The following is a 20,102-nucleotide window of genomic DNA, read 5'->3' as shown; positions in this document are numbered from 1 at the left end:
TCATTCCTCCCCTGCTCGGCCGCCGACGAGGCGGTTCTGGATCAGGGCGATCAGCAGCACGCCAATCACCAGCACCACGCCCAGCGCGGCCGCCACATCGGGATTGCCCTGCAGAATGCCCTTTTGGTACATCAGGAACACCGGTGAAGTGGAAGCCCCATCCGGTCCGCCACCGCCGGTGAGCAGGTACGGCTCGGTGAAAAGGTTGGCCCCGGTGATCGTGGCCAACAGGGTCACCAGCACACTGGCCGGCCGCACGCCCGGAACCGTGATGTTCCAGAACTGCACCCACTTGTTGCCGCCATCCACCGACGCCGACTCGTACAGCTCCTCGGGTATGTTCTGCAGCGCGGCCAGGTACAACAGGATGAAAAAACCGAGCTGCTTCCAGGTTACGTACAGCGCTACGGTGGGCATCGCCAGCCAAGAGTTCACCAGCCAGGACGGGTTGGGAGCCAGCGGCCCCAACAGGGAGTTGACTAGTCCGTTCTGCTGGAACAGAAACAGCCAGACACCGATCACGGCCACGCTGGCGGTCACATACGGCACGTAGTAGCTGACCCGGAAGAACGTCTTGGCCCGGATCACGCGGTTCAGCGCGTTGGCCAGCACCAGCGACAACACCACGGTCAGCGGCACGTTGATCACCATGAACACCAAAATGTTCAAAAAGGACCGCTGCACCGCCGGATCGGAGAGCACCGTAACGTAGTTATCCAGCCCCACGAACGGCCGGTCCACCTGCACGCCGGGGGCGGTGAAGAAGAACTTGTGGAACGAGATCCACACCGCGTAGCCCAGCGGATACGCCAGCACGGCCAGGATGAAGAGGACGTACGGAGCGCTGAAGAGCAGGCCGAGCGGCTGTTTACCGAGCGGCCGGAACTTCTGTTTGATTTCAGGGCTGCCGCGTTTGCGGCGCAGCCTTGGGCCGGCCGACGACGGCGTCCCCGCCTCGGCGGGTGCCGCCGGGACGGCAGCCACCCGGCGGAGCGGGCCGTTGGCGGAATGCAGGGTCATGGCGGAACCGCCTGCTACTTCTGCGAGGCGAGCGAGTCGATCTTGTCCGCCGCGGCCTTGAACGCGTCGTCAATGCTTTGGTTGGCGAAGATTACCGACTTATTCCAGGCATCGCGGAAGGTCTGCCAGATCTGCACCGAATTGGTCACGTTGGGCACCTCGACCGTGCGGCTGGCCTGATCCGCGAACTGCTTGTAGAGCGGGTTTTTGGTGAAGTAGTCCGCGTAGGTGGTGGTCAGATCTTTGCGCATCGGCATCTGCCCGGTCTCGGCGAGCAGTTTGCCGTCCTCATCCTTGCTGGTGGCGAACTTCAGCACCTCCCACGCAGTTCCCTGGTTCTTGCAGGCCGAGTAGATGGCGACGTTCTTGGCGTCGGAGAAGGTGTAGGACTTATCCTGCGGCTGCGCCCCCGGGACCGGGACCACGCCGAAGTCCACCTTGCCCTTGTAGGAAGCGATAGCCCACGGGCCGGCAAGAGACATGGCAGCCTTACCCTCGGCAAAGGAGTCACCCTGGTAAACCTCTTTGGAGGCCAGATTCTCCTTGTACAAGGTGGCGAACATATTGGCTACCTGCTTGCCCTGCTCGGTGTCGAAGGTGGCCTTGCCGTCCTGCACCAACTGCTTGCCCTGCGTGTTGGCGGCGTAGAACGGGTAGAAATCGAACCACGACTGGAAATAGTCACTCGCCGGGGACGGCCAGATGGCCTTGGGCGCTGCGCCCGACTTCACGATGGTGCGGGCTGTATCGACGAGTTCCGATTCCGTCCCGAGCTTGGGCTTCTCCGGGTCCAGGCCGGCCTTCTTGAAAATGGCCTTGTTGTAGAACAGCACCACCGGGTTGGACTTCCACGGCAGCTGGTAGATCTTGCCGTCCGCGGACTTGTACTGGTTAGCCAGGTCCCCGGTGCGGTCCGCAATGTACTGCGCGCCATCCGGGAAGGAATCCAGCGCCACCAATCCACCCTGCTTCTGGAACTGCGGCACCGCCACCGGCGCGGTGTTGAAGACCAGGCACGGTGCGGTGCCGGCCGTGATCGCGGCACCGATGGTCTCCTCGGAGCTCTTGCCTGCGGGGATCTCCTGTGCATCGATCTTCTGGTCCGGGTGGGCCGCATTCCAGGCCGCCACCATCTCCTTACCCCACTTCACCTCGAACTGATTGTTCGAGTACCAGATCTTGATCGGGCCCTTAGCCGTGATGGCGTCGGAGGCCGACTTGCTGCCGCCCCCGCCACCACAGGCCGCCAGAGTCGAGCCCAACACCAGAATGGTGGCCATCGACAGTACCCGGGCCGTGGTTTTCGTGCGCTTCATTGCGTCTCCTGCGTAGGTGGAATTACTTCGGTTATTCGGTTGCTTGCGTACTCAAGGGGCTTACGTGTTCGGGATGCGTGTGCTGCGTCGTCCACTCGTTTGGTGGCTTCTTCGACCCGTCGTTCGTGGGGCTGCGCGGGCGATCACGGCTGGCGCGCCGGTCCGGTGGAGGCCCGCAGCACAAGCTGCGGCGGACTCAAAACCAAATCGCCGCCGTCGTGCGATCCGTCCAGCAGACCCAACAGCACCCGCGCCGCCTGCCTCCCCCACTGCAGCGGATCCGCCGCGATGGTGGTCAGCGGCGGGTTCAGATAGCGGGCAAACTCGGCATTGTCGTAGCCGGTGATGGACAGATCTCCTGGCACGCTGACACCGTGCGTCTGCGCAAAGGACAGTCCCGCGGTGGCCATGAGATCGTTCGCGTAGACGATGGCGGTGGGCCGGTCTTCCCGTGCCAACAGTTTCTCCGTTGCCGTCTGGCCGCCGGCCGCGGTGAAATCTGCCTCGATGAACAGATCCGCCCCCAGCCCCGCAGCCCCGAGCGCCTCCGCCCAGGCCCGGCGGCGGCTGCGGCCATGGATGTAAGCCTGGGCTCCGCCCACATGCGCGATCCGTGTATGGCCCAGCTGAATCAGATGCTCGACGGCGGCCGTGATGCCGTCCGAATCATCCATGCAGACCGCGGGGAACGGCGAGGGCGCATCCGGCCGGTTCAGCGTCACCGCCGGGAGTTTGAGCTCCCTCAGCAGGGCCAGCCGCGAATCATCGTGCCGCACATCGGTCAGGATCACCCCATCCACCCGGCCATCCGCCAGCTTGCGGTAGCTGCGCTCCTCCGCCCCCCGAGCCGTGGCCACGCTGAGCACCAGGGTGTACTCGTGTTCTGCCAGTGTGGTCTCAATACCGGCGATGAACGCCGGGAAAAATGGGTCCGTGCCCAGCAGCTTCGCATCGCGGGCAATGACCAGCCCCAGCGCGTATGCCTTGGACGACTTCAACCCCCTGGCCCGCAGACTCGGTGTCCAGCCCAGCGCTTTCGCCGCCGCGAGGATCCGCTGGCGCGTATCCTCGCCCACGCCCGTTTGGCCGTTGAGCGCAAGAGACACCGCACCCTTGCTCACCCCCGCCGCGCTTGCGACGTCGCTGATCGTGACTGCCATAACTTCCCTGCCCCCGGTGCGGCCGGTGGGTGACGTGTGTCACTAAACCGGTTTAGTTCTTACTACTAAACCGGTTTAGTGAGGAGTTGTCAAGAATTATTTGCAGTTCCGCCGTCCAGGCTCGCAAGCGCGGACTCCAACTTGGGCGCTTCAACGTTGGGCCGCCCGCGCCGGGACCGCGCTAAGACCTACGAAGTCCCGGGACCCTGGTGGAGATCTAAGCCCACCTGTTTCCACACTCCTCGTTTCGGCACGCCCATTTCGCCTCACCCGCCTCCCATTGCCCCGTGACGGGATTTATCCGCGGACCAAGCAGCCTGATGCACCCGACATAGGCGGTCTTGGGCTGCTGCTCCTCCGCGCCGAACGGCATCATTCCATAGACAATGCGCCAGGACTCGTGGCCGCAGACCGGGCACTTGCGCGTCCTGACGCGGGGCGTTTGAGGAGCGGGACCCGCAGTGTTCGTCATGGTCGAAAACTACGGCCAGACTCCGACAAAAGGCAAAGTTACAAAATTGGCAAACATCGCGTGTATTCCATCCATACCGTGAGCGAACCTACAGGTACGCCGCCTCGCGCGCCTTGATGAGCGCCACCACGGTGTCGTTCACCGGGGTGGGAACACCGAGGTCCTTCCCCCGCGCGGAGATGGCGCCATTGATGGCGTCGACTTCGCCGCGTCGGCGCAGTGAAGCGTCGATGAGCATAGAGGGACGGGCATGCGGAATCTTGCCGCCCAGGGTGCGTACGTGCTCGATGGGGTCGCCGACGTCGAGGGTGACGTCCGCGGCCTGGGCCACAGCCACGGCTTCGCGGGAGCATGCCGAGGCCACCTGCCAGGCGTTCTGGTCCGCGATCACGCCGCCAATGGTCAGTTCGGTCAGGACGCAGGTACCGGAAAAGGCCACGTTCATGATGAGCTTTTCCCACACCATCTGTCCGATGTCGTCGAAGAGCCTGACCTGGAATCCAGCCGAGGTCCAGACCTCTGCTGACGCGGCCAGATCCGCGCGGGGCAGGGTCGAGTAGCTGCCGAAGCGGACCATCTCCATGCCGTTATGGTGCGCGGTTCCCGGGGTGGGCACGGAGGCTCCGAAGCCGCCGACCACTCCGACGGCCAACCGGTCGGCGCCGAGCACGGATGCCACCCGGTCCGCGGAGCCAAGTCCGTTCTGGATGGTCTGCACCACGGTGCGCGGGCCGATGAGGGAACGGGCGGACAGTGCTGCGGCTTCGACGTCGAAGGCCTTGGTCGCAATGATGACCAGGTCCGAGCGACCGATGCAGTCCGTCGTCGTCGTCATCGATGCGAGCCGCACCGTGCGGTCGCCGCTGGCGCCATGGACGCGCAGGCCGTTTTCGGTGACGGCCGCGGCATGGTCGGGCCAGAGCGTGACGCCATGGACCTCATGTCCTGCGTCCCGCATTAGCCCGGCGTAAACGGAGCCCATGGCCCCGGCACCGATGATTGTCACCTTTGACATCGAACAGCCTCTTTCGGTTGGTTAACGCACTGGCTCGGGTTTGCTCTGAGCGTCGGGGACCAAAACCGTGGCCGGCTCGGGGGGCCGGTCCGTCACCGGACCGGGGGCAGCAGGATGGGTGGAGCGGGTAATACCCGCTGAGCGCTCCATCCGCTGAATGGTTTCGGCCTGCGCATGCCCGATGTGGTCCCGCAGTGCCTGAGCAGCGCCGACCGGGTCCCGCCGGTGCAGCGCATCGACGATCTGGTGGTGATCCGCGGCGGACCGGTCATGATGACTGATCACGTTCATCGATTGATAGGGAATACTCTGCCAGAGCCTGTCGATGAAGCCGAGCAGCATTCCCGCGCTGGACACGCGGTAGATCCGCTGGTGCAGTGCCGCGTTGAGCTCCGGCAGCTCGCTGTACCGTCCCTCGGCAGAGGCACGGTCAAATTCGGCGAGGGCGGCATCGATCTCGGCAAGATCCTGGTCGGTGACCTCCGCCGCAGCCAATTGGATGGCGTACGGCTCCAGCAGCAGCCGAAGCTGGAAGACCTCCTCGGCGCGGGCCGGCGAGTACTCGGTGATCCACGTTCCGCGATTCGTGTCCTGATGCACCAGTCCCTGCATGGCCAGCAGCCGCAGGGCTTCCCGGACCGGGGTCAGGCTCATGCCGAGCTCCGAGGCGAGGGTTGTCAGCGTCACCCGCTGTCCCGGGGCCAGCCTCTGGTCAAGGATCGCCTCGCGCAGCGCATCGTATGCGGCCTCGCTTTTGGTGCGGACGATCATCGGTTTTAGCGCCATGACAACATCCTAGGTCCCCGAAAGACTCAATTTGGTTTCTCTGATAAAAAATCATTGACATTTTATAAAACATCGACAAGTCTTCCCTGTAGATCATCTTCCAATGACGGCAGGCGATGTGGGGGCATCAGATTCATGACAAGCACCTGGACCACTCGGGCAGTCCGCCCGCCACGATCCGCCGGGACTAAAACGCCGGCGCTGGCTTCGGCAATCTGCCTAAGCAGTCGACGTCGTCGGCCGGAACGCCGCGGGGCCAGCCTCCGCCCGGCAACCCGGCGCCGCCGGCCCTCCGCCGAAAACCGTACAAACCGGACCAGCCCGACCGCACCTCCCGCAGGCACCGTTAAAACAATCACCTCGAAAGGCGAACTGATGATGGACGAATCACGTAAGCGAAGCATCCCGGCCATGAAGGCGGCATTCGACAGGCGCGTCTTTCTGCGCGGAACGCTGTTGGCGGGAACCTCGTTGGCCGGCATGGGCGCCTTAAGCGCCTGCGGGGGCGCCTCCGGATCCTCCGACGCCAAGAAGACGGTCCACGTGGAGGGCCGTCCCTCCTACTACCCCTCAGACTACGACTCGATGGTCGAGGGATCGAAGGCGGAAAAGAAGCTCACCATCTACTCGAACATGGCCGAGTACAACTGGAAGCCGATCTCCGACGCCTTCACCAAGCTGTACCCCTGGCTGACCGTATCGACGAACAACCTCGACAGTGCCGAGGTCTTCCAGAAGTACTACAGCGAGTCCGCCAGCGGCACCTCGCCGGCGGCGCTGATGGTCTCCGGTGATCCCACCAGCTGGATAGATTTCATCAAGAAGGGGTCCGCCTCGGACTACAAGTCCCCGGAAACGGACAAGCTTCCCGATTTCGGCCAACCGAAGCCCGGGCTTTACACCTTCTCCGCCGACCCCATTCTGATGGGCTACAACAAGACACTTCTTAAGAAGGAGCAGTACCCCACCGGCCTGGCCTCGCTGGTCAAGCTGGTAGAGAGCGATCCGGAAAAGTTCAAGAACAAAATCACCACCTATGACGTGGAGAACAGCTTCGGCTACGCCATCGAATACAGCTGGGCCAATGCCCGTCCGGATTCGTGGGACACGCTGGACAAGCTGCTGCCCTTCGTCCGTGCGGAGCAGTCCTCCGGCCCGATGGTGGAGAAGATCAACTCCGGGGAGTACCTGGCCGGCTTCTTCCTCTCCTCCACCGTGGTGATTCCGCAGGCCGAAAAGACCGGCGCCATCCTTGGCTGGGGCTACATCGACGACGGGATGCCGATGTTCCTGCGCGGGATGGCGATCCCGAAGACCTCCCCCACACCTAACTCCGCCAAGCTCATGCTGGACTTCCTGCTCTCGCACAGCGGCCAGATCGCGGTGTACCAGGGCGGATTCACGCCGTACCGCACCGACGTCACGGATGCGGAGGCACCGCGCAACTACAACGCCATCGTCAAGAAGGTGGGCGGCGAGGACAAGATCGTCACAGTGGGCTACGATCCGATCACCAATGCGCAGGCCAAGGACTTCAAGGCCAAGTGGAATTCCGGCATGGGGAAATAGCATGCGGCCTTCCATGCTGCGGGCCGCCGCCCCCGGGAAACGGGGGCGGCGGGCGTGACCACCGAGACAAAAGCACGGCCGAGCCGCGCCGACGAGCTGCCGGCACCGAAATACCGGCGGCTGTTCGGACACGGCAAAGCGACATGGATCCAGTACGCCATCTTCATCGCCGCCATTGCCCTGGTCCTGGCGCCGCTGCTGCCCACCCTGTACCAGTCGCTGATCGACCGCCCGCTCTACGACGACGGCGGTCTGCTGACGCCGGCCAATTACGTCAAGCTGTTCACCACGGCCGGCTTTGGCAAAGTGGTGCTGGACAGTCTGTACTTCGCCGCCCTGACCACCGTCATCGCCGTCGTGCTCTCGCTGCTGCTCGCCGTGCTGGTGGTCCGGGTCCGGATGCCCGGTGGCCGGGCGCTGGGATCGCTGCTGCTGTGGCCGATCTACATCTCCCCGCTGGTGATGGCCTTCGGCTTCATCCTGATGTATGGACCGGCCGGCTTCGTCAGCGTTGCCGTCCAAAACGTGCTGGGCGTGGTGCCGTGGAACCTGTACTCGATCCCGGGGATGGCCTTTGCCGAGGCCGTCACGCTGGTGCCGATCGGGTTCCTGTACTGCTCCGGCGCGCTCAAGCTCGCGGACCCCTCGCTGGAGGCCGCGGCGCGGACCTGTGGCGCCCGGCCGCTGCGCATTCTGTGGTCGGTGGTGCTGCCGATGGTGCGCCCGGCAATCCTGTATTCGGCCCTGCTGATCTTCAGCACCTCTATCGAGGAGCTGAGCATTCCGCTGCTGCTCGGCCGCCCGGCGGGCATCAACCTGTTCTCCAGCTTCATTTACATCAACGGGCTGGCGCAGGCCAACCCCGATTACGGCCTGGTCGGTGCTGCGTCGGTGGTGACGCTGGGCGTGATGGCCATCCTGATTGTCATCCAGGGCATCTCGCTGCGCAACGCGCGCCGCTTCGTCGCCGTCCGCGGCAAGGCTTCCCGTCCCCGGCTGCTTGAGCTCGGCCGCCTGCGCTGGGTGGGCTTCGTGATCGCCGTGCTGTACATCATTTTCGGACCACTTCTGCCCATCCTGGGGCTGCTGCTGCGGGCCTTCACCCAGCTGCTGACCCCGCTGGTGAACCCGCTGACACTGCTGACGCTGGACAACTTCACCCTGATCTTCGATTATCCGGCGTACACGGCGTCCATCCGGAACTCGCTGTTCATTGCCCTGATCGGCGCGGTTGTCACCACCTTGTTCGTCTCGGTGGTGGTACTGGTGGCCCGGCGCTCGACCTTCCGGTTCAACAAGGTGCTCGAGTTTGGGACCCTGACTCCGCAGGTCATTCCCGGGCTGATCATCGGCATCGGCTTCTTCTGGGCCTTTGCTCTGATCGGGCCGCTGAACGCGGTGAACGGCACGCTGCTGGCGCTGATCATAGCGTTCGGTACCCGATCCATGCCGGCGGCCTTTGGCGCCATCGCCCCGCTGGTGATGCAGATCGGGGAGGAGCTCGACGACGCCGCCCGCACCTTGGGTGCCGACTGGTGGCGGACCTTCAGCCGGATCCTGTTCAAGCTGATCGTCCCGGCCATGTTCTCCGCCCTGGTGCTGCTGTTCGTGCAAATGTTCAAGGAGTACACCCCGGCGGTGTTCCTGGCCAACGCCGACTCCCAGGTCATCGGTACCACCACCCTGCAGCTGTGGCTCAACGGCAACAGCGGAGCGGTGGCTGCCCTGTCATGCATCCAGATTGCGATCACCGCGGTCTTCGTCATCATCGCTGGAAAGGTTCTCAAGGTGCGTTCGTATGCCTGATCTGATCGTTGAAGGATTATCCGTCGAATTCAATGGCCAAACCGCCGTCGACGACGTCACGTTCACCGTCAACGACGGGGAGTTCTTTACGCTGCTGGGCCCCAGCGGCTGCGGGAAGACGACGACGTTGTCCACCATCGCGGGGCTGGAGACACCCTCGAAGGGGGTCATCCGGGTTGGTCCGGAGGTCTTTGTCGATGCGGCCAAGCACCGCTTCCTCACCCCGGAGGAACGCAACCTCGGCATGGTGTTCCAGTCCTACGCCCTCTGGCCGCACATGACGGTCGAGGACAATCTGGCGATGCCGCTGAAAATCCGCAAGGTGTCCAAGGCCGAGCAGACCAGGCGGATCGGCAGTGCGCTGGACCAGGTGGGGCTGCTGCCCTACCGCAAGCGTTACCCGCACGAACTCTCCGGCGGGCAGCAGCAGCGCGTCGCGCTGGCCCGGGCATTGGTGTATTCGCCGAGCGTCCTGCTGCTGGATGAGCCGTTGTCCAACCTGGACGCGAAGCTTCGGGACCGTGCCCGCGCCTGGCTGAAGGACCTGCAGCAGAGCGTCGGCATCACCACGATCTACGTCACCCACGACCAGTTGGAGGCCCTCTCCCTCTCGGACCGGCTGGCCGTGATGGGTGAAGGGAAGATGCTGCAGGTGGACACCCCGAATGAGATTTATGACCACCCGAACTGTCTGGCCGTAGCGGATTTCATTGGCAGATGCAGTTTCTTCCGCGCGAAAGTGCTGGAGACCGGCACGGGAACCTTGGTGGTGGACCTGGTCGACGGCGAGGGCACGCTGCGGATCAAATCGCCGACGGCGTTCGCGGCCGGAACGCACGTTACCGTCGGCGTCCGGTCCGAGCTGGTGAAAGTGACCCAACCGCGCGACGACGTTCCCGCGATCTCCGTCAACGCCATTCCCGCGGAGCTGAAGAAGGCGTCTTACGTCGGGGCGCGCTACGAGTTCGAGCTGATGGCAGCCGGCCAGCTCATCTTCGCCGAGGGTGAGCACAAGCTCGACGAACAGCAGGTGTGGCTGATCGTTCCGGAGGAGGGGTTGTTCGTCTTTGCCGAGGAGATCCCGGCCTCACGGTTGGCCAGCGACGCCGAGGCCGTGCTGTGACCGGCCCGCTGGCCGGCATCCGCGTGCTGGACCTGTCCAGGCTGGTCGCCGGAAACCAACTGACCATGCTGCTGGGAGATTTCGGCGCCGACGTGATCAAGGTGGAGCAACCCGGCCACGGCGACACACTGCGCAACTGGGTGGTGCACGGCAGCGAGGTGTATTGGAAGGTTTACGGTCGCAACAAGCGCAGCATCGCCCTGGATTTGAAGAACGAACAGGCCAGGGAGCTGCTGCTGCGCCTGGCCGCGGAATCCGACGTGCTGGTGGAAAGTTTCCGGCCGGGCAACCTGGAGCGGCTGGGCCTGTCCCCGCAGATTCTGCACGAACGTAACCCCAAACTCGTGCTGGTGCGCATCTCCGGCTGGGGACAGACCGGCTCGATGTCGCAGGAACCGGGTTTCGGCACCCTGATCGAAGCGATGTCCGGGCTGGCCGCGATGAACGGCTTTCCGGACCGGGAACCAGTGCTGCCGCCAGGCGCGCTGGCGGACATGGTGGCCGGAACCTACGGCGCCTTCTCCGTGCTGGCGGCCGTGCGGCACGCCGAGGCGGGCGGACCCGGCCAGGTCATCGACCTGTCGCTGTTCGAACCGCTGTTTTCGGTGCTCGGTCCACAGGCCGGAACCTACCGGCTTACCGGCGATGCGCCGCAGCGCAGCGGAAGCCGGTCGTCGTCGTCCGCCCCCCGCAATGTCTACTCCACCGCCGACGGACACTGGCTGGCCCTCTCCGGCTCCACCCAAATGATGACCGAACGCATCTTCCGCACCATCGGCCGGCCCGAACTGGTGGACGACCCCCGCTTCCTGAACAACACCACCCGGCTGGCCCACGTACAGGAGCTGGACACCATCCTCGGGGACTACTTCGGCGCCCGCAGCCTGGATGACAACCTCTCTGCGATGCGCGCCGCGGGTGTGACGGTTGCCCCGGTGATGGACATTGGGGACCTGATGGAGAGCGAGTATTTCAAGACCCGGGGCGTGGTGGTGGACGGCCCGGACCCGGACGGCAAGCGCTCCGTCCCCATGCACGCCGTGGTGCCGCGCCTCGGGGAAACCCCGGGCGGCATCAATTCCGCCGCTCCCGGACTGGGACAGCACAGCAAGGAAATCCTGCAGGAACTGCTGCCGAACGAGCAGTGGGAAGAGCTGCAAACACAAGGAGTATTCGGATGAATGCCACGTCAACTGCGGACACTATCAACTGGCGGTCCCTGCTCTATGTGCCCGTCACCTCGCAGCGGTTCGTGGACAAAGCCCACACCCGCGGCGCCGACGCCATCCAGCTGGACATCGAGGACAGCATTCCGCCCGGCGAAAAGGACGAGGCCCGGCGGATGCTGCCCGCGGCCATCGACTTGGTGGCGGGCCGCGGGATAGACGTGGTGGTGCGGATCAACCGGCCGTGGCGGATCGCTGTGCGCGACCTTGAAGTTGCCGTTCGACCCGGTGTGCGCGCCCTTGCCCTGCCGAAAATAGCCAGTGCGGACCACGTGCGGATGATCGACGAAGTGGTGACCGAAGTCGAGGCCGCCGCCGGGATGGCCGCCGGCTCGGTGCGGTTCATCGCAATGGTGGAGACAGCGGCAGGATTTTGGCGGCTGCAGGAGATCGCAGCTGCCTCACCCCGAATCGTGGCCCTGACGCTGGGCTCGGAGGACTTCGCCGCCTCCAGCGGGATCCCGCCGGAACCACAGCTGCAACTGGTGGCCAACCAGATGACCGTGCTGGCCGCCCGCGCCGCCGGGGTGCTGCCGCTGGGACTGGTGGGCTCGATTGCCAACTATCGGGACCAGAGCGCCTTTCGGAACGTGGTCACAGCGTCACGGCAGCAGGGATTCGTCGGCGCCAGCTGCATCCATCCCAGCCAGGTGCCTATCGTCAATGAGGGCTTCTCGCCAAGTGCCGAAGAGGTAGACCGGGCGCAGCGGATGCTGTCGGACTTCGACGCGGCTGTTGCGGCCGGGATCGGAGCCGTCGAATTCGACGGCCAGATGGTGGACGAACCCATCGTCGAACGCTCCCGGGCCATCCTGCGCTCCCACGCCGCAGCCCAGCGGGCATCATGACCTTGCTGCCGGAGATCCTGGAAGACGAGGCCGACGGCGAAACGCTGGACTGTTACAACCGGTTGAAGGCGGCGCTGCCCGCGCGAACGGTCAACCTGATTTACCGTCACCTCGCGACCATACCGGGTGCTCTGCCGTGGGCCACCTCGATCGTCGAAGAGCTGGCGCCAACGGATTTCCTGGATCGGGCGGCCCAATCCCTCGCGCTCACCCCTGGTCCGCAGCTCCCACCGCTTGCGCCGCAGTATTGGCACGACCATGGCGTGGGTGAGGAGGACCGGAACCGGGCGCTGGACATTCTGCGCGTCTACAACTCGTCAAACCCGAGGAACCTGGCGGTACTGATGGTGATGCAGCATCACCTCGATCACCCCGGTGACACCGCACCGGCTTCCGCACCGGCCGGCGAAGCCCAATCCCCGTCTGGACGGACGACGCCAGCTGACGTGGTGTCCCGCAGCGACGCGCCCCTGGCCCCGCCGCCTCCCCCGGGCGGGGTAGCGCCGGAAATCCTGGAACTCATCCAGCAGACGTGTCGGCAGCTGAACATCAGCCCCCAGCTCCTCCCCACCCTGCACCGGCACCTCGGCACCATGCCCAACCTGTACCGGGCGTTATCCGCCACCACCGCGAACGTGGTCGCCGACGGACAGGTCAGTGCACGCGCCCAGGACTGGGAGGCCAACGCCGCCCTGCTTGCGGAATCGAACAACCTGACCCTGCCACCGCCGCCAGCGGACAGCACGGACCGGATTAGGGAAGCGATTGGAGTGTTCGCACATCTCATTCCCCTTCACTGCGTCCTCGGAACACTCTGGGAAGATCGCCTCAGCGGTCCCTGACCCGCGGCGGGCACACGATCAGCAACCCGCCAGAGAAGCGACGGACAGGCCGGATCTCCGGCCGTGACGGATGCGGACCGTGCTGCGGGACGGGAGCGAGGCCGAGGGGCCGCCGGGAATAGCAACCGCCGCCACCATGTTGGCTTTGGGTGTGAAGAACATCGGATTCCTGTCCTTCGGCCATTGGACCGACCACCCAGAGTCCGGCACGCGCAACGCGTCGGACGCGCTGTTGCAGGCGATCGACCTCTCGATCGCGGCCGAGGAGCTCGGGGCGGACGGTGCCTACTTCCGCGTTCATCACTTCGCCCAGCAATACGCCTCCCCGTTCCCGCTGCTCGCTGCGATCGGGGCGCGGACCAGCCGCATCGAGATCGGTACCGGCGTGATCGACATGCGCTACGAGAACCCGCTCTACATGGCGGAGGACGCAGGCGCGGCCGACCTGATCTCGGGCGGCCGACTGCAGTTGGGCATCAGCAGGGGTTCACCCGAGCAGGTCATCGAAGGGTGGCGCCACTTCGGCTTCGCCCCCGCAGAGGGTGAGTCGGACGCCGACATGGGCCGCAGGCACACCGAGCGTCTGCTCGAGGTGCTCACTGGCGAGGGCTTCGCGGCGCCGAGCCCGCGCCCGATGTTCCCAAATCCTCCGGGCCTGCTGCGCGTGGAGCCGTATTCGGAGGGCCTGCGCGAGCGCATTTGGTGGGGTTCGGGCTCGAACGCCACGGCCATCTGGGCGGCGAAGCTCGGCATGAACCTGCAAAGCTCAACGCTCAAGGACGACGAGAGCGGCAAGCCCTTCCACGTCCAGCAGGCCGAGCAGATCGAGCTCTACCGGCAGGCCTGGAAGGAGGCGGGGCACGAGCGGGAGCCACGCGTCTCGGTCAGCCGCAGCATCTTTGCATTGACGGATGAGCGCGACTGGCAATACTTCGGCCGCGACCGAAGCAGCTCCGACCAGGTGGGCAACATCGACGAGAAAACGCGCGCTGTCTTTGGCCGGTCCTACGCGGGTGCCCCGGACGAGCTGGCCGCCAAGCTGGCGGAGGACGAGGCGATCGCCGCGGCAGACACCCTGCTGCTCACGGTCCCGAATCAGCTCGGCGTCGACTACAACACCCACGTCATCGAGTCGATCCTGAAGCACGTGGCGCCGCAGCTCGGCTGGCGCTGACTGCTCACCGCACCCGGCAACGGTCGGGTGTGGGCACCGGACCTCGCTACAGCAGTTTTGGTTCGTAGTCGAAGAAGGCTGCTCTCGGCAGCACCTGCTTTTCTTGAAGCTTCTGCTTATCTGCCGCGCTCAGACGCGCGACCTCGGCAGCGGCGTCCCAGTTGTCGTGGATGCTCGACACAAGATGGTCAATGATGTCCCGGCCGAGTCGCGTCGTTCGCGTTCTCGCGCAGAACATCGAGAATCTGTGGGTAGGACACATACCGCGCATACATCTCGTCAGTCTGAGCCATCGTCAGGCCAGATACTACGTGGCGCCGTCCTCCGGCTCCATCTCGGTCGAATCGCTCGACAAGGAGGACCTCCTTTCCGAGAGATGAGATGACCTTGCTCTCGGGCACGTCCATGCCCGCCCTGCGCGCGAGTTCAAGCATCACGCCTTCGGCGTTCACCGCTGAGAAGACGCGGTCGTCTGACGAAGAGAACTTTGCGAGCCACTCGCTCCCATCTCCATCAGTGAGTGTCGCCTTCGTGCGTGCGCCTCCAAGACTCGTGCCATGCATCATAGCCGCGTCCAGACCTGCACCGGTCGGGACTCCCGTCCCTGAGGACGCCAGCGATGTTTAGCCCGACTGCAGGCTCCTGGTACCGGGTAGCAGCGGAAGCTTTGGGGTAAACAGACTGATGGCGTCCGGCCGGGCTCGATACCTCAGTCCGTAGACGAAGGTGACGAGTGGGCCGGCTTGCTCAGCCCTCCGGGCCACCACAGGCTCGGTCTGGCCGGGTAACCACGTCCAGACGTAGAGCTCATCAGAAGTCGTCATCGATACTTCCGCTCCTTGGTCGGCGCACTCGGCTTGGGAGAAGAGCGAGCATCTCCTCGCCACGCTGACGACGAATGGCGATTTCGGAGCGGTCCTCCAGCCCGAAGATAGGGACGCCGACGAGGTCTGCGAGGTCCATCATCGTGCCGACGGCCGCGCCACGGCTACCGGCCTCAGCTGAGAGCACCGTCTGCTCCGAGACGTTCGCGCGCGCAGCGAGTTCTTTGGCTGTCCATTTTCGGTCAATTCGACCCCGCCGGATGAGTTGCCCCCATATGGTGAGCGCGTCCTGGACATGCGGGCGCAATGGCACAGTTCGCTTCGCCATTACCAACCTTCTTAAAACACGTTTAAACGCCCTTTAGTCATGTTTTATCATAGCAAATGGTGTTGTGTTCTTGCCTCAGTCGCTTGAATCTACCCTCGTTCACTGCTCTGGTGGGGGCCCCCTCATTCCGATTCACTGCGTATAGGAACGCTCTGGGAGGATCAACTCAGCGGTTCCTGACCCGTGGCCAACAGCCGGACGGCTCGGGGGCTCCAGACGGCGAGGGTGCCATAGGGAGTCCACAACTCGCCGAACTCTGGAACCGGAAGCTACAGCTGCAAGTGCAGGCGAAGCGCCTCATCTAAGTCACGCATGGTCTCCGCTGAGAGTTGGCCGAGGACCGGTCCGAGCTGCTCCAGTGCCACCGACCGGACTTGTTCCGCCTGCGCCTTGGAATCGACCCGCAACCCGGTCGCGTCTAAAGAAAGCAGCACCTGGAATGGAAACACCCTGCTGACGTTGCTGGTCAACGGGACAACCGTCACCGCCCCGCGGCCCAGTCGCTCCGCCGTTGAATTGGCGCGATCGTTGCTAACGATAATCGCTGGACGCCGCTTGTCCGCTTCGCTGCCCCGGACAGGGTTGAGGTCGACCAGCCGGACCTCACCTCGCCGCATCCGTCAACCCGTCTCTTGTGGCTTCGTCCCAGACAACCTGCTCGCCAGCTGTCTCCCATTCCTCCCAGGCTGCGGCGTACGCGGCATCCAACCCGACGTGCCGCAGGAGACGGACGGCCTGTTGCACTGCCGCGGAGCGGGACGGTAATCCTTGCGTCCGCGCGTATTCATCAAGTAACGAAACATCGTCATCCGACAGGCTGATACTGAGTTTCATCTGTTAATGCTACTTGAGTAGGAAACCTTTTACTACCGCTCATCGAGACGATATGCGACCGGGCACAGTCGCCAGATTTTCATCCCGTCGGTGGTTTCAGCGCTTCGGGGCCGCCCTTCTGTGTTCTCTTGGTGTCGTTCAACCGGGCGTTGGGTCGTCTTGCACGGCATGGGATTCGAGACACATCGGTTAGGAGACACTGCACCCGGCCTAGCACCCGGCTCATGTGTCATTTCTCGGCTGCACGGAATGTTCGCAGTCGTCAGCACGGCGGTTGCTTGTCCTTAGGGGGAACGATGAACGGCACCCCGGCAGGGGCAGGGGCAGGGGTGCCGTTCATCGTTTTTTTGGGGCGTTGGCTAAGAACTTAGCTGCCGTGTGCCTCGATGGAAACTGGTTGCCATTCGTTCCATGTTGCCAGGCGTGATTCGTAGTCCTTCGTCGCAATGTCAAGGGGCGCTGCGCCGAAAAAGACGCGCAGTGGCGGTGTCTCTGCGTCAACGACCTTGAGGATCGCACCGCGGGTGGCCGTAGGGTCGCCGGGGTTGTTCGCAGAGGGCCGACTTGCCGCCCCCTTGCGGACCTCGGCATATTCGCTCATCTGCGCGCTGTGTGAGGCGGACGGGCCGGACCAATCGGTCGAGAAGCCGCCGGGTTCCACCAGTGTCACGTTGATATTGAAGCCTGCGACCTCCTGTGAGAGTGACTGTGAAAAGCCCTCGAGTGCCCACTTCGACGCATGGTAGGCGCCGACGGTTGGGAAGGCGCTGATACCACCGATGCTCGACACCTGGATGATGTGACCCGAGCCCTGTTTACGCATTATGGGAAGTGCCGCCTGCGTGATCCACAGCGCGCCGAACAGGTTCGTCTCCAGTTGCGCGCGGACCTCGTCTTCTGCGAGCTCCTCAATCATGCCGAAATGACCGTACCCGGCGTTGTTGACGACGATATCGAGCCGGCCGAAGTGCTCGGCCGCCTTCTGGACGGCCGCGACGTCGGCATCCCGGTCCGTGACATCGAGCCGGATCGGCAGGAAGGTATCAGCGTACTTGTCGGCGAGGTCATCGAGAGTCTCCAGCTTTCGTGCGGTGCCTGCGACGTTGTCCCCGCGCTCCAAGGCAGCTTCGGTCCACTCGCGTCCAAAGCCCTTGGACGCGCCAGTGATGAACCAGGTCTTGCTCATGAGTATGTTCCTTTCGATGGTGTACACAGGCAAATAACGTTCGGGGCGGACAAAGACTTCCCAAATGCATAATGCACCGCGTTACCCAGTCTCATTCCCGCACCTTGACCGGCTCTCTGAGTTTGGAAGGCCGGGCAGGGCCAACAGCGAACGTGACTCGCCTTGGCGATGGCTGATCGCGCGTGCGGATTCCTAAAGCTTTTCATGAACGGTAAAAGTTGTCTTCTGCAGAGTGGATGCTGGAACGGGCCTGCCCCGTATACCCCGCCCGCTAGAGCATGCGGGTATCCACTACCCTTCCGCGCCGCGGCCAAGCACACGTATCGGTGAGCCGGACGCCCAGGCCCGGACGTCGTCGTACGCCTCGCCGTAGAAGATGCGGTAGGCCTCCTGGGTCACGTAGCCGATGTGCGGGGTGAGCACCGTGTGCGGCGCCCGGAGCAGGGCCGACTCGGGCGGCAACGGCTCCCGGTCGTAGACATCCAGGCCGGCGCCGGCGATCAGCCCCTGCTCCAGGGCCGCGACCAGCGCCGCTTCATCCACCAGCGGGCCGCGGGCGGTGTTGATCAAATAGCCGTGGAGACCCAACCGGCGCAGCTCATCGACGCCGACGACACCGCGGTATTCGTCGGTGAGCCGTAGGTGGACGCTGACAATGTCCGCGCGGTCAAAAAGTTCCTGCCGGTCCACCGCCTCCACCCCGGCCTCTACCGCCCGCTCCGCCGTCATGTGCGGGCTCCAGGCCAGCACCTCCATCCCGAAGGCGCGCGCGTAGCCGGCCATCGCGGCGCCAATCCGGCCCAGCCCCAGAATGCCGAGCGTGCGCCCGCCCAGCTCTATCCCCGGCGCCAGTTGCCAGCCGCCGGCGCGGAGCGAGGCGTCCTGCGCCGGGATGCCACAAACCGTGGCCATCAGCAGCGCCCAGCTCAGTTCGGCCGCGGCGCCGGCAGAACCAGCTGTCCCACTGACGACGACGCCCAGGTCGTCGGCCGCCGCCAGGTCAATGGCGGCATTCCGCATGCCAGTGGTGACCAACAGGCGCAGGTTCGGCAGGCGCTCCAGCACGGAGCGCGGAAACGGCGTGCGTTCGCGCATCGCGACGATGATCTCGAAACCGCGGAGACGCTCGACGACGGCATCCTCGCCGCCGAGGTACTCGGGGAAGAAGGTGGCCTCGATGCCCAGGTCCGCGAGTTCCTGCCAGGGCGCGAACCCGGCGGCGACAGACTGGTAATCGTCCAGGACGGCAAGCATGCGGGCCATGAACGGTCCTCTCCATGATTGTGGTCCCGTTCACCACCGCACCGGGCACCGACGAATCTGAGCTGCGGCTGTCGCCGCCGGTCAAAATTGCCTTTCATGAACAACCTACCGCCGCGCGGAGACAATCGCGGACTGGCAAAACGTCCCTGACCCCGAGCCGCCCACCCGTTATCGGACGCCCGGGAAATCCTCTACCCCGCCGCGCCGGGGCGGAGGGATGCTCGCGGAACGGGTCTCTTTAGTTAAGAAAATGCCCGCTCGAGCAAATGTCAGTCCCAACGCCCCCTGCCCGATTACCAAACTGTCTTCAATGCCGATGGTTAGAAGGTAGGCAACAGCCGGGCAGCCACCGCAGCCTGTCCTGGAAGGAATGTTCAGTGGAACTGAAAGCCCGGGGTTGTAATTCGAAGCAACATAGGCCGCACGGACACGGGGGAAATGTGACCGTAGCTGCCGGTTGTCTACCTCATCATCACTCGTCGTTAGGAATTCGTCATGACCACACCAAGCGCACCCGTTTATGAACAGGCTGCAACTCCCGCCAAACCCTCCAAGGGCAACGGTTTCGGCACTGCCGCACTGGTCCTGGGCATCATCGCCCTGGTCTTCTCGTTCATCCCGGTGGCAGTGTCGTAGCCTTCGTGCTCGGCCCGGTAGCTATCATCCTTGCAGTCATTGGTCTGACCAGGAAGTTTGCCAAAAAGGGCACCTCCGTTGCGGGCTTGGTGTTGGGCGCCATCGCCATCATTGTTGCAATCATCGTGACGGCCATAGTCGCCGCAGCAGTCACGAGCATCGACAAGTCCGTCAACGCCGAACATAAGATCGATTATGTAGTCACCACCACTGGGCCGGCGCACGTTTCCTACTGGACCGGCGGCGGCACCTCGACCGAAGACGTCAAGGCGGACTGGAAGAAAACGGTCACGGCCAAGGGCTTCGACATAAGTTCGCTCACTGTGACCGGCGACTACTCCAAGGCCAGTAAGGTTAGCTGCGAAATCTTGGTCGACGGTAAATCTGTTTCCAAAAACAGCGGCTCCGGAACCGCAGCCAACGCCCTTTGCTCTGGATCGACGTCAAAGTAGCCATTGGCCTTGACGGCCAGTTGCGAAGGACCTCAGGGTGGTGTCCGATTCTCTGGGCGCCACCCTGAGGTGCTCCGCTAGGAGCCCGCTGATTAAGGCGGATCTATTATGCCCGGGTTTTTCCGGTGGGCCATTTTTCGCGCCGGAGCCGGACGCCGGATTGGGCTCTTCTGGGCTGAAGTCCTGATCCGGAGCCGGTCTTGGGCGCTCCATGGGGCTTCT

Annotated in this window: 21 protein-coding genes; 9 read left to right on the top strand and 12 right to left on the bottom strand. The window is 64.1% G+C overall.

The genetic code is table 11. From position 1 onward, the window contains the following. From IV498_RS11040 to IV498_RS11020, 5 genes are all read right to left on the bottom strand, one after another. Complete coding sequence (locus IV498_RS11040) at positions 1-1,020, bottom strand: carbohydrate ABC transporter permease (protein ID WP_269046612.1); 1,020 nt, start codon at positions 1,018-1,020, stop codon at positions 1-3. A gap of 14 nt (positions 1,021-1,034) precedes the next feature. Then, positions 1,035-2,336 carry an extracellular solute-binding protein gene (locus IV498_RS11035; RefSeq protein ID WP_269046611.1) on the bottom strand — a complete coding sequence of 434 codons (1,302 nt, stop codon included), beginning with the start codon at positions 2,334-2,336 and terminating at the stop codon, positions 1,035-1,037. Between the two features lie 143 nt (positions 2,337-2,479). Further along, entirely contained in the window at positions 2,480-3,496 is a 1,017-nt protein-coding gene (locus tag IV498_RS11030) for a LacI family DNA-binding transcriptional regulator (protein ID WP_269046610.1), read from the bottom strand. Positions 3,497-4,056: 560 nt separating this feature from the next. Further along, entirely contained in the window at positions 4,057-4,983 is a 927-nt protein-coding gene (locus tag IV498_RS11025) for a ketopantoate reductase family protein (protein WP_269046609.1), read from the bottom strand. Between the two features lie 21 nt (positions 4,984-5,004). Beyond that, positions 5,005-5,769, bottom strand: coding sequence for a GntR family transcriptional regulator (locus IV498_RS11020; protein WP_269046608.1), 765 nt, complete (start codon positions 5,767-5,769; stop codon positions 5,005-5,007). A 375-nt stretch (positions 5,770-6,144) separates the two neighbouring features. Here IV498_RS11020 and IV498_RS11015 point away from each other — a divergent pair, with 375 nt between their 5' ends. The 7 genes from IV498_RS11015 (at position 6,145) to IV498_RS10985 (ending at position 14,357) form a co-directional block, all read left to right on the top strand. Beyond that, the gene (locus IV498_RS11015) at positions 6,145-7,338 is read left to right on the top strand and encodes an ABC transporter substrate-binding protein (RefSeq protein ID WP_269046607.1); all 1,194 of its coding nucleotides are present in this window, start codon (positions 6,145-6,147) and stop codon (positions 7,336-7,338) included. A gap of 54 nt (positions 7,339-7,392) precedes the next feature. Beyond that, a complete protein-coding gene (locus tag IV498_RS11010) occupies positions 7,393-9,144 on the top strand; it encodes an ABC transporter permease (RefSeq protein ID WP_269046606.1) in 1,752 nt (583 codons plus the stop codon). Continuing rightward, positions 9,137-10,267 (top strand): ABC transporter ATP-binding protein, encoded by a 1,131-nt coding sequence (locus tag IV498_RS11005; RefSeq protein WP_269046605.1) that lies wholly within the window; start codon positions 9,137-9,139, stop codon positions 10,265-10,267. The genes IV498_RS11010 and IV498_RS11005 overlap by 8 nt, the downstream gene beginning before the upstream one ends. Further along, positions 10,264-11,448, top strand: a complete 1,185-nt coding sequence (locus IV498_RS11000; RefSeq protein ID WP_269046604.1) for a CaiB/BaiF CoA transferase family protein — start codon at positions 10,264-10,266, stop codon at positions 11,446-11,448. Before IV498_RS11005 ends, IV498_RS11000 begins: the two co-directional genes overlap by 4 nt. Beyond that, positions 11,445-12,341: an HpcH/HpaI aldolase/citrate lyase family protein gene (locus IV498_RS10995; protein ID WP_269046603.1), complete on the top strand. Its 897-nt coding sequence runs from the start codon at positions 11,445-11,447 to the stop codon at positions 12,339-12,341. The genes IV498_RS11000 and IV498_RS10995 overlap by 4 nt, the downstream gene beginning before the upstream one ends. Then, on the top strand, positions 12,338-13,183 hold the full coding sequence (locus IV498_RS10990; protein WP_269046602.1) for a hypothetical protein: 846 nt from the start codon (positions 12,338-12,340) through the stop codon (positions 13,181-13,183). Before IV498_RS10995 ends, IV498_RS10990 begins: the two co-directional genes overlap by 4 nt. Before the next feature lie 151 nt (positions 13,184-13,334). After that, on the top strand, positions 13,335-14,357 hold the full coding sequence (locus tag IV498_RS10985) for an LLM class flavin-dependent oxidoreductase (protein WP_269046601.1): 1,023 nt from the start codon (positions 13,335-13,337) through the stop codon (positions 14,355-14,357). Positions 14,358-14,403: 46 nt separating this feature from the next. Here IV498_RS10985 and IV498_RS10980 read toward each other — a convergent pair whose 3' ends face one another. From IV498_RS10980 to IV498_RS10950, 7 genes are all read right to left on the bottom strand, one after another. Continuing rightward, the gene (locus tag IV498_RS10980; RefSeq protein ID WP_269046600.1) at positions 14,404-14,538 is read right to left on the bottom strand and encodes a hypothetical protein; all 135 of its coding nucleotides are present in this window, start codon (positions 14,536-14,538) and stop codon (positions 14,404-14,406) included. 7 nt (positions 14,539-14,545) lie between these two features. Further along, complete coding sequence (locus IV498_RS10975) at positions 14,546-14,923, bottom strand: HipA domain-containing protein (protein ID WP_269046599.1); 378 nt, start codon at positions 14,921-14,923, stop codon at positions 14,546-14,548. Positions 14,924-15,167: 244 nt separating this feature from the next. Next, the gene (locus IV498_RS10970) at positions 15,168-15,509 is read right to left on the bottom strand and encodes a helix-turn-helix transcriptional regulator (protein WP_269046598.1); all 342 of its coding nucleotides are present in this window, start codon (positions 15,507-15,509) and stop codon (positions 15,168-15,170) included. A 269-nt stretch (positions 15,510-15,778) separates the two neighbouring features. Further along, positions 15,779-16,126 (bottom strand): type II toxin-antitoxin system PemK/MazF family toxin, encoded by a 348-nt coding sequence (locus tag IV498_RS10965; RefSeq protein WP_269046597.1) that lies wholly within the window; start codon positions 16,124-16,126, stop codon positions 15,779-15,781. Continuing rightward, positions 16,113-16,343 (bottom strand): ribbon-helix-helix domain-containing protein, encoded by a 231-nt coding sequence (locus IV498_RS10960; protein ID WP_269046596.1) that lies wholly within the window; start codon positions 16,341-16,343, stop codon positions 16,113-16,115. Before IV498_RS10960 ends, IV498_RS10965 begins: the two co-directional genes overlap by 14 nt. A 367-nt stretch (positions 16,344-16,710) precedes the next feature. Beyond that, complete coding sequence (locus IV498_RS10955) at positions 16,711-17,529, bottom strand: SDR family oxidoreductase (RefSeq protein WP_269046595.1); 819 nt, start codon at positions 17,527-17,529, stop codon at positions 16,711-16,713. Positions 17,530-17,820: 291 nt separating this feature from the next. Next, positions 17,821-18,792 carry a D-2-hydroxyacid dehydrogenase family protein gene (locus IV498_RS10950; protein WP_269046594.1) on the bottom strand — a complete coding sequence of 324 codons (972 nt, stop codon included), beginning with the start codon at positions 18,790-18,792 and terminating at the stop codon, positions 17,821-17,823. A 495-nt stretch (positions 18,793-19,287) separates the two neighbouring features. Here IV498_RS10950 and IV498_RS10945 point away from each other — a divergent pair, with 495 nt between their 5' ends. After that, the gene (locus IV498_RS10945) at positions 19,288-19,428 is read left to right on the top strand and encodes a hypothetical protein (RefSeq protein ID WP_269046593.1); all 141 of its coding nucleotides are present in this window, start codon (positions 19,288-19,290) and stop codon (positions 19,426-19,428) included. 5 nt (positions 19,429-19,433) lie between these two features. Beyond that, a complete protein-coding gene (locus IV498_RS10940; RefSeq protein WP_269046592.1) occupies positions 19,434-19,880 on the top strand; it encodes a hypothetical protein in 447 nt (148 codons plus the stop codon). Positions 19,881-20,102 lie beyond the last annotated feature (222 nt).

This window comes from Paenarthrobacter sp. Z7-10 (assembly GCF_026932795.1).
GTDB lineage: Bacteria > Actinomycetota > Actinomycetes > Actinomycetales > Micrococcaceae > Arthrobacter_M.
Note: the sequence above shows the minus strand (reverse complement) of the source record. Positions and strands in the feature narration are given on the sequence as shown.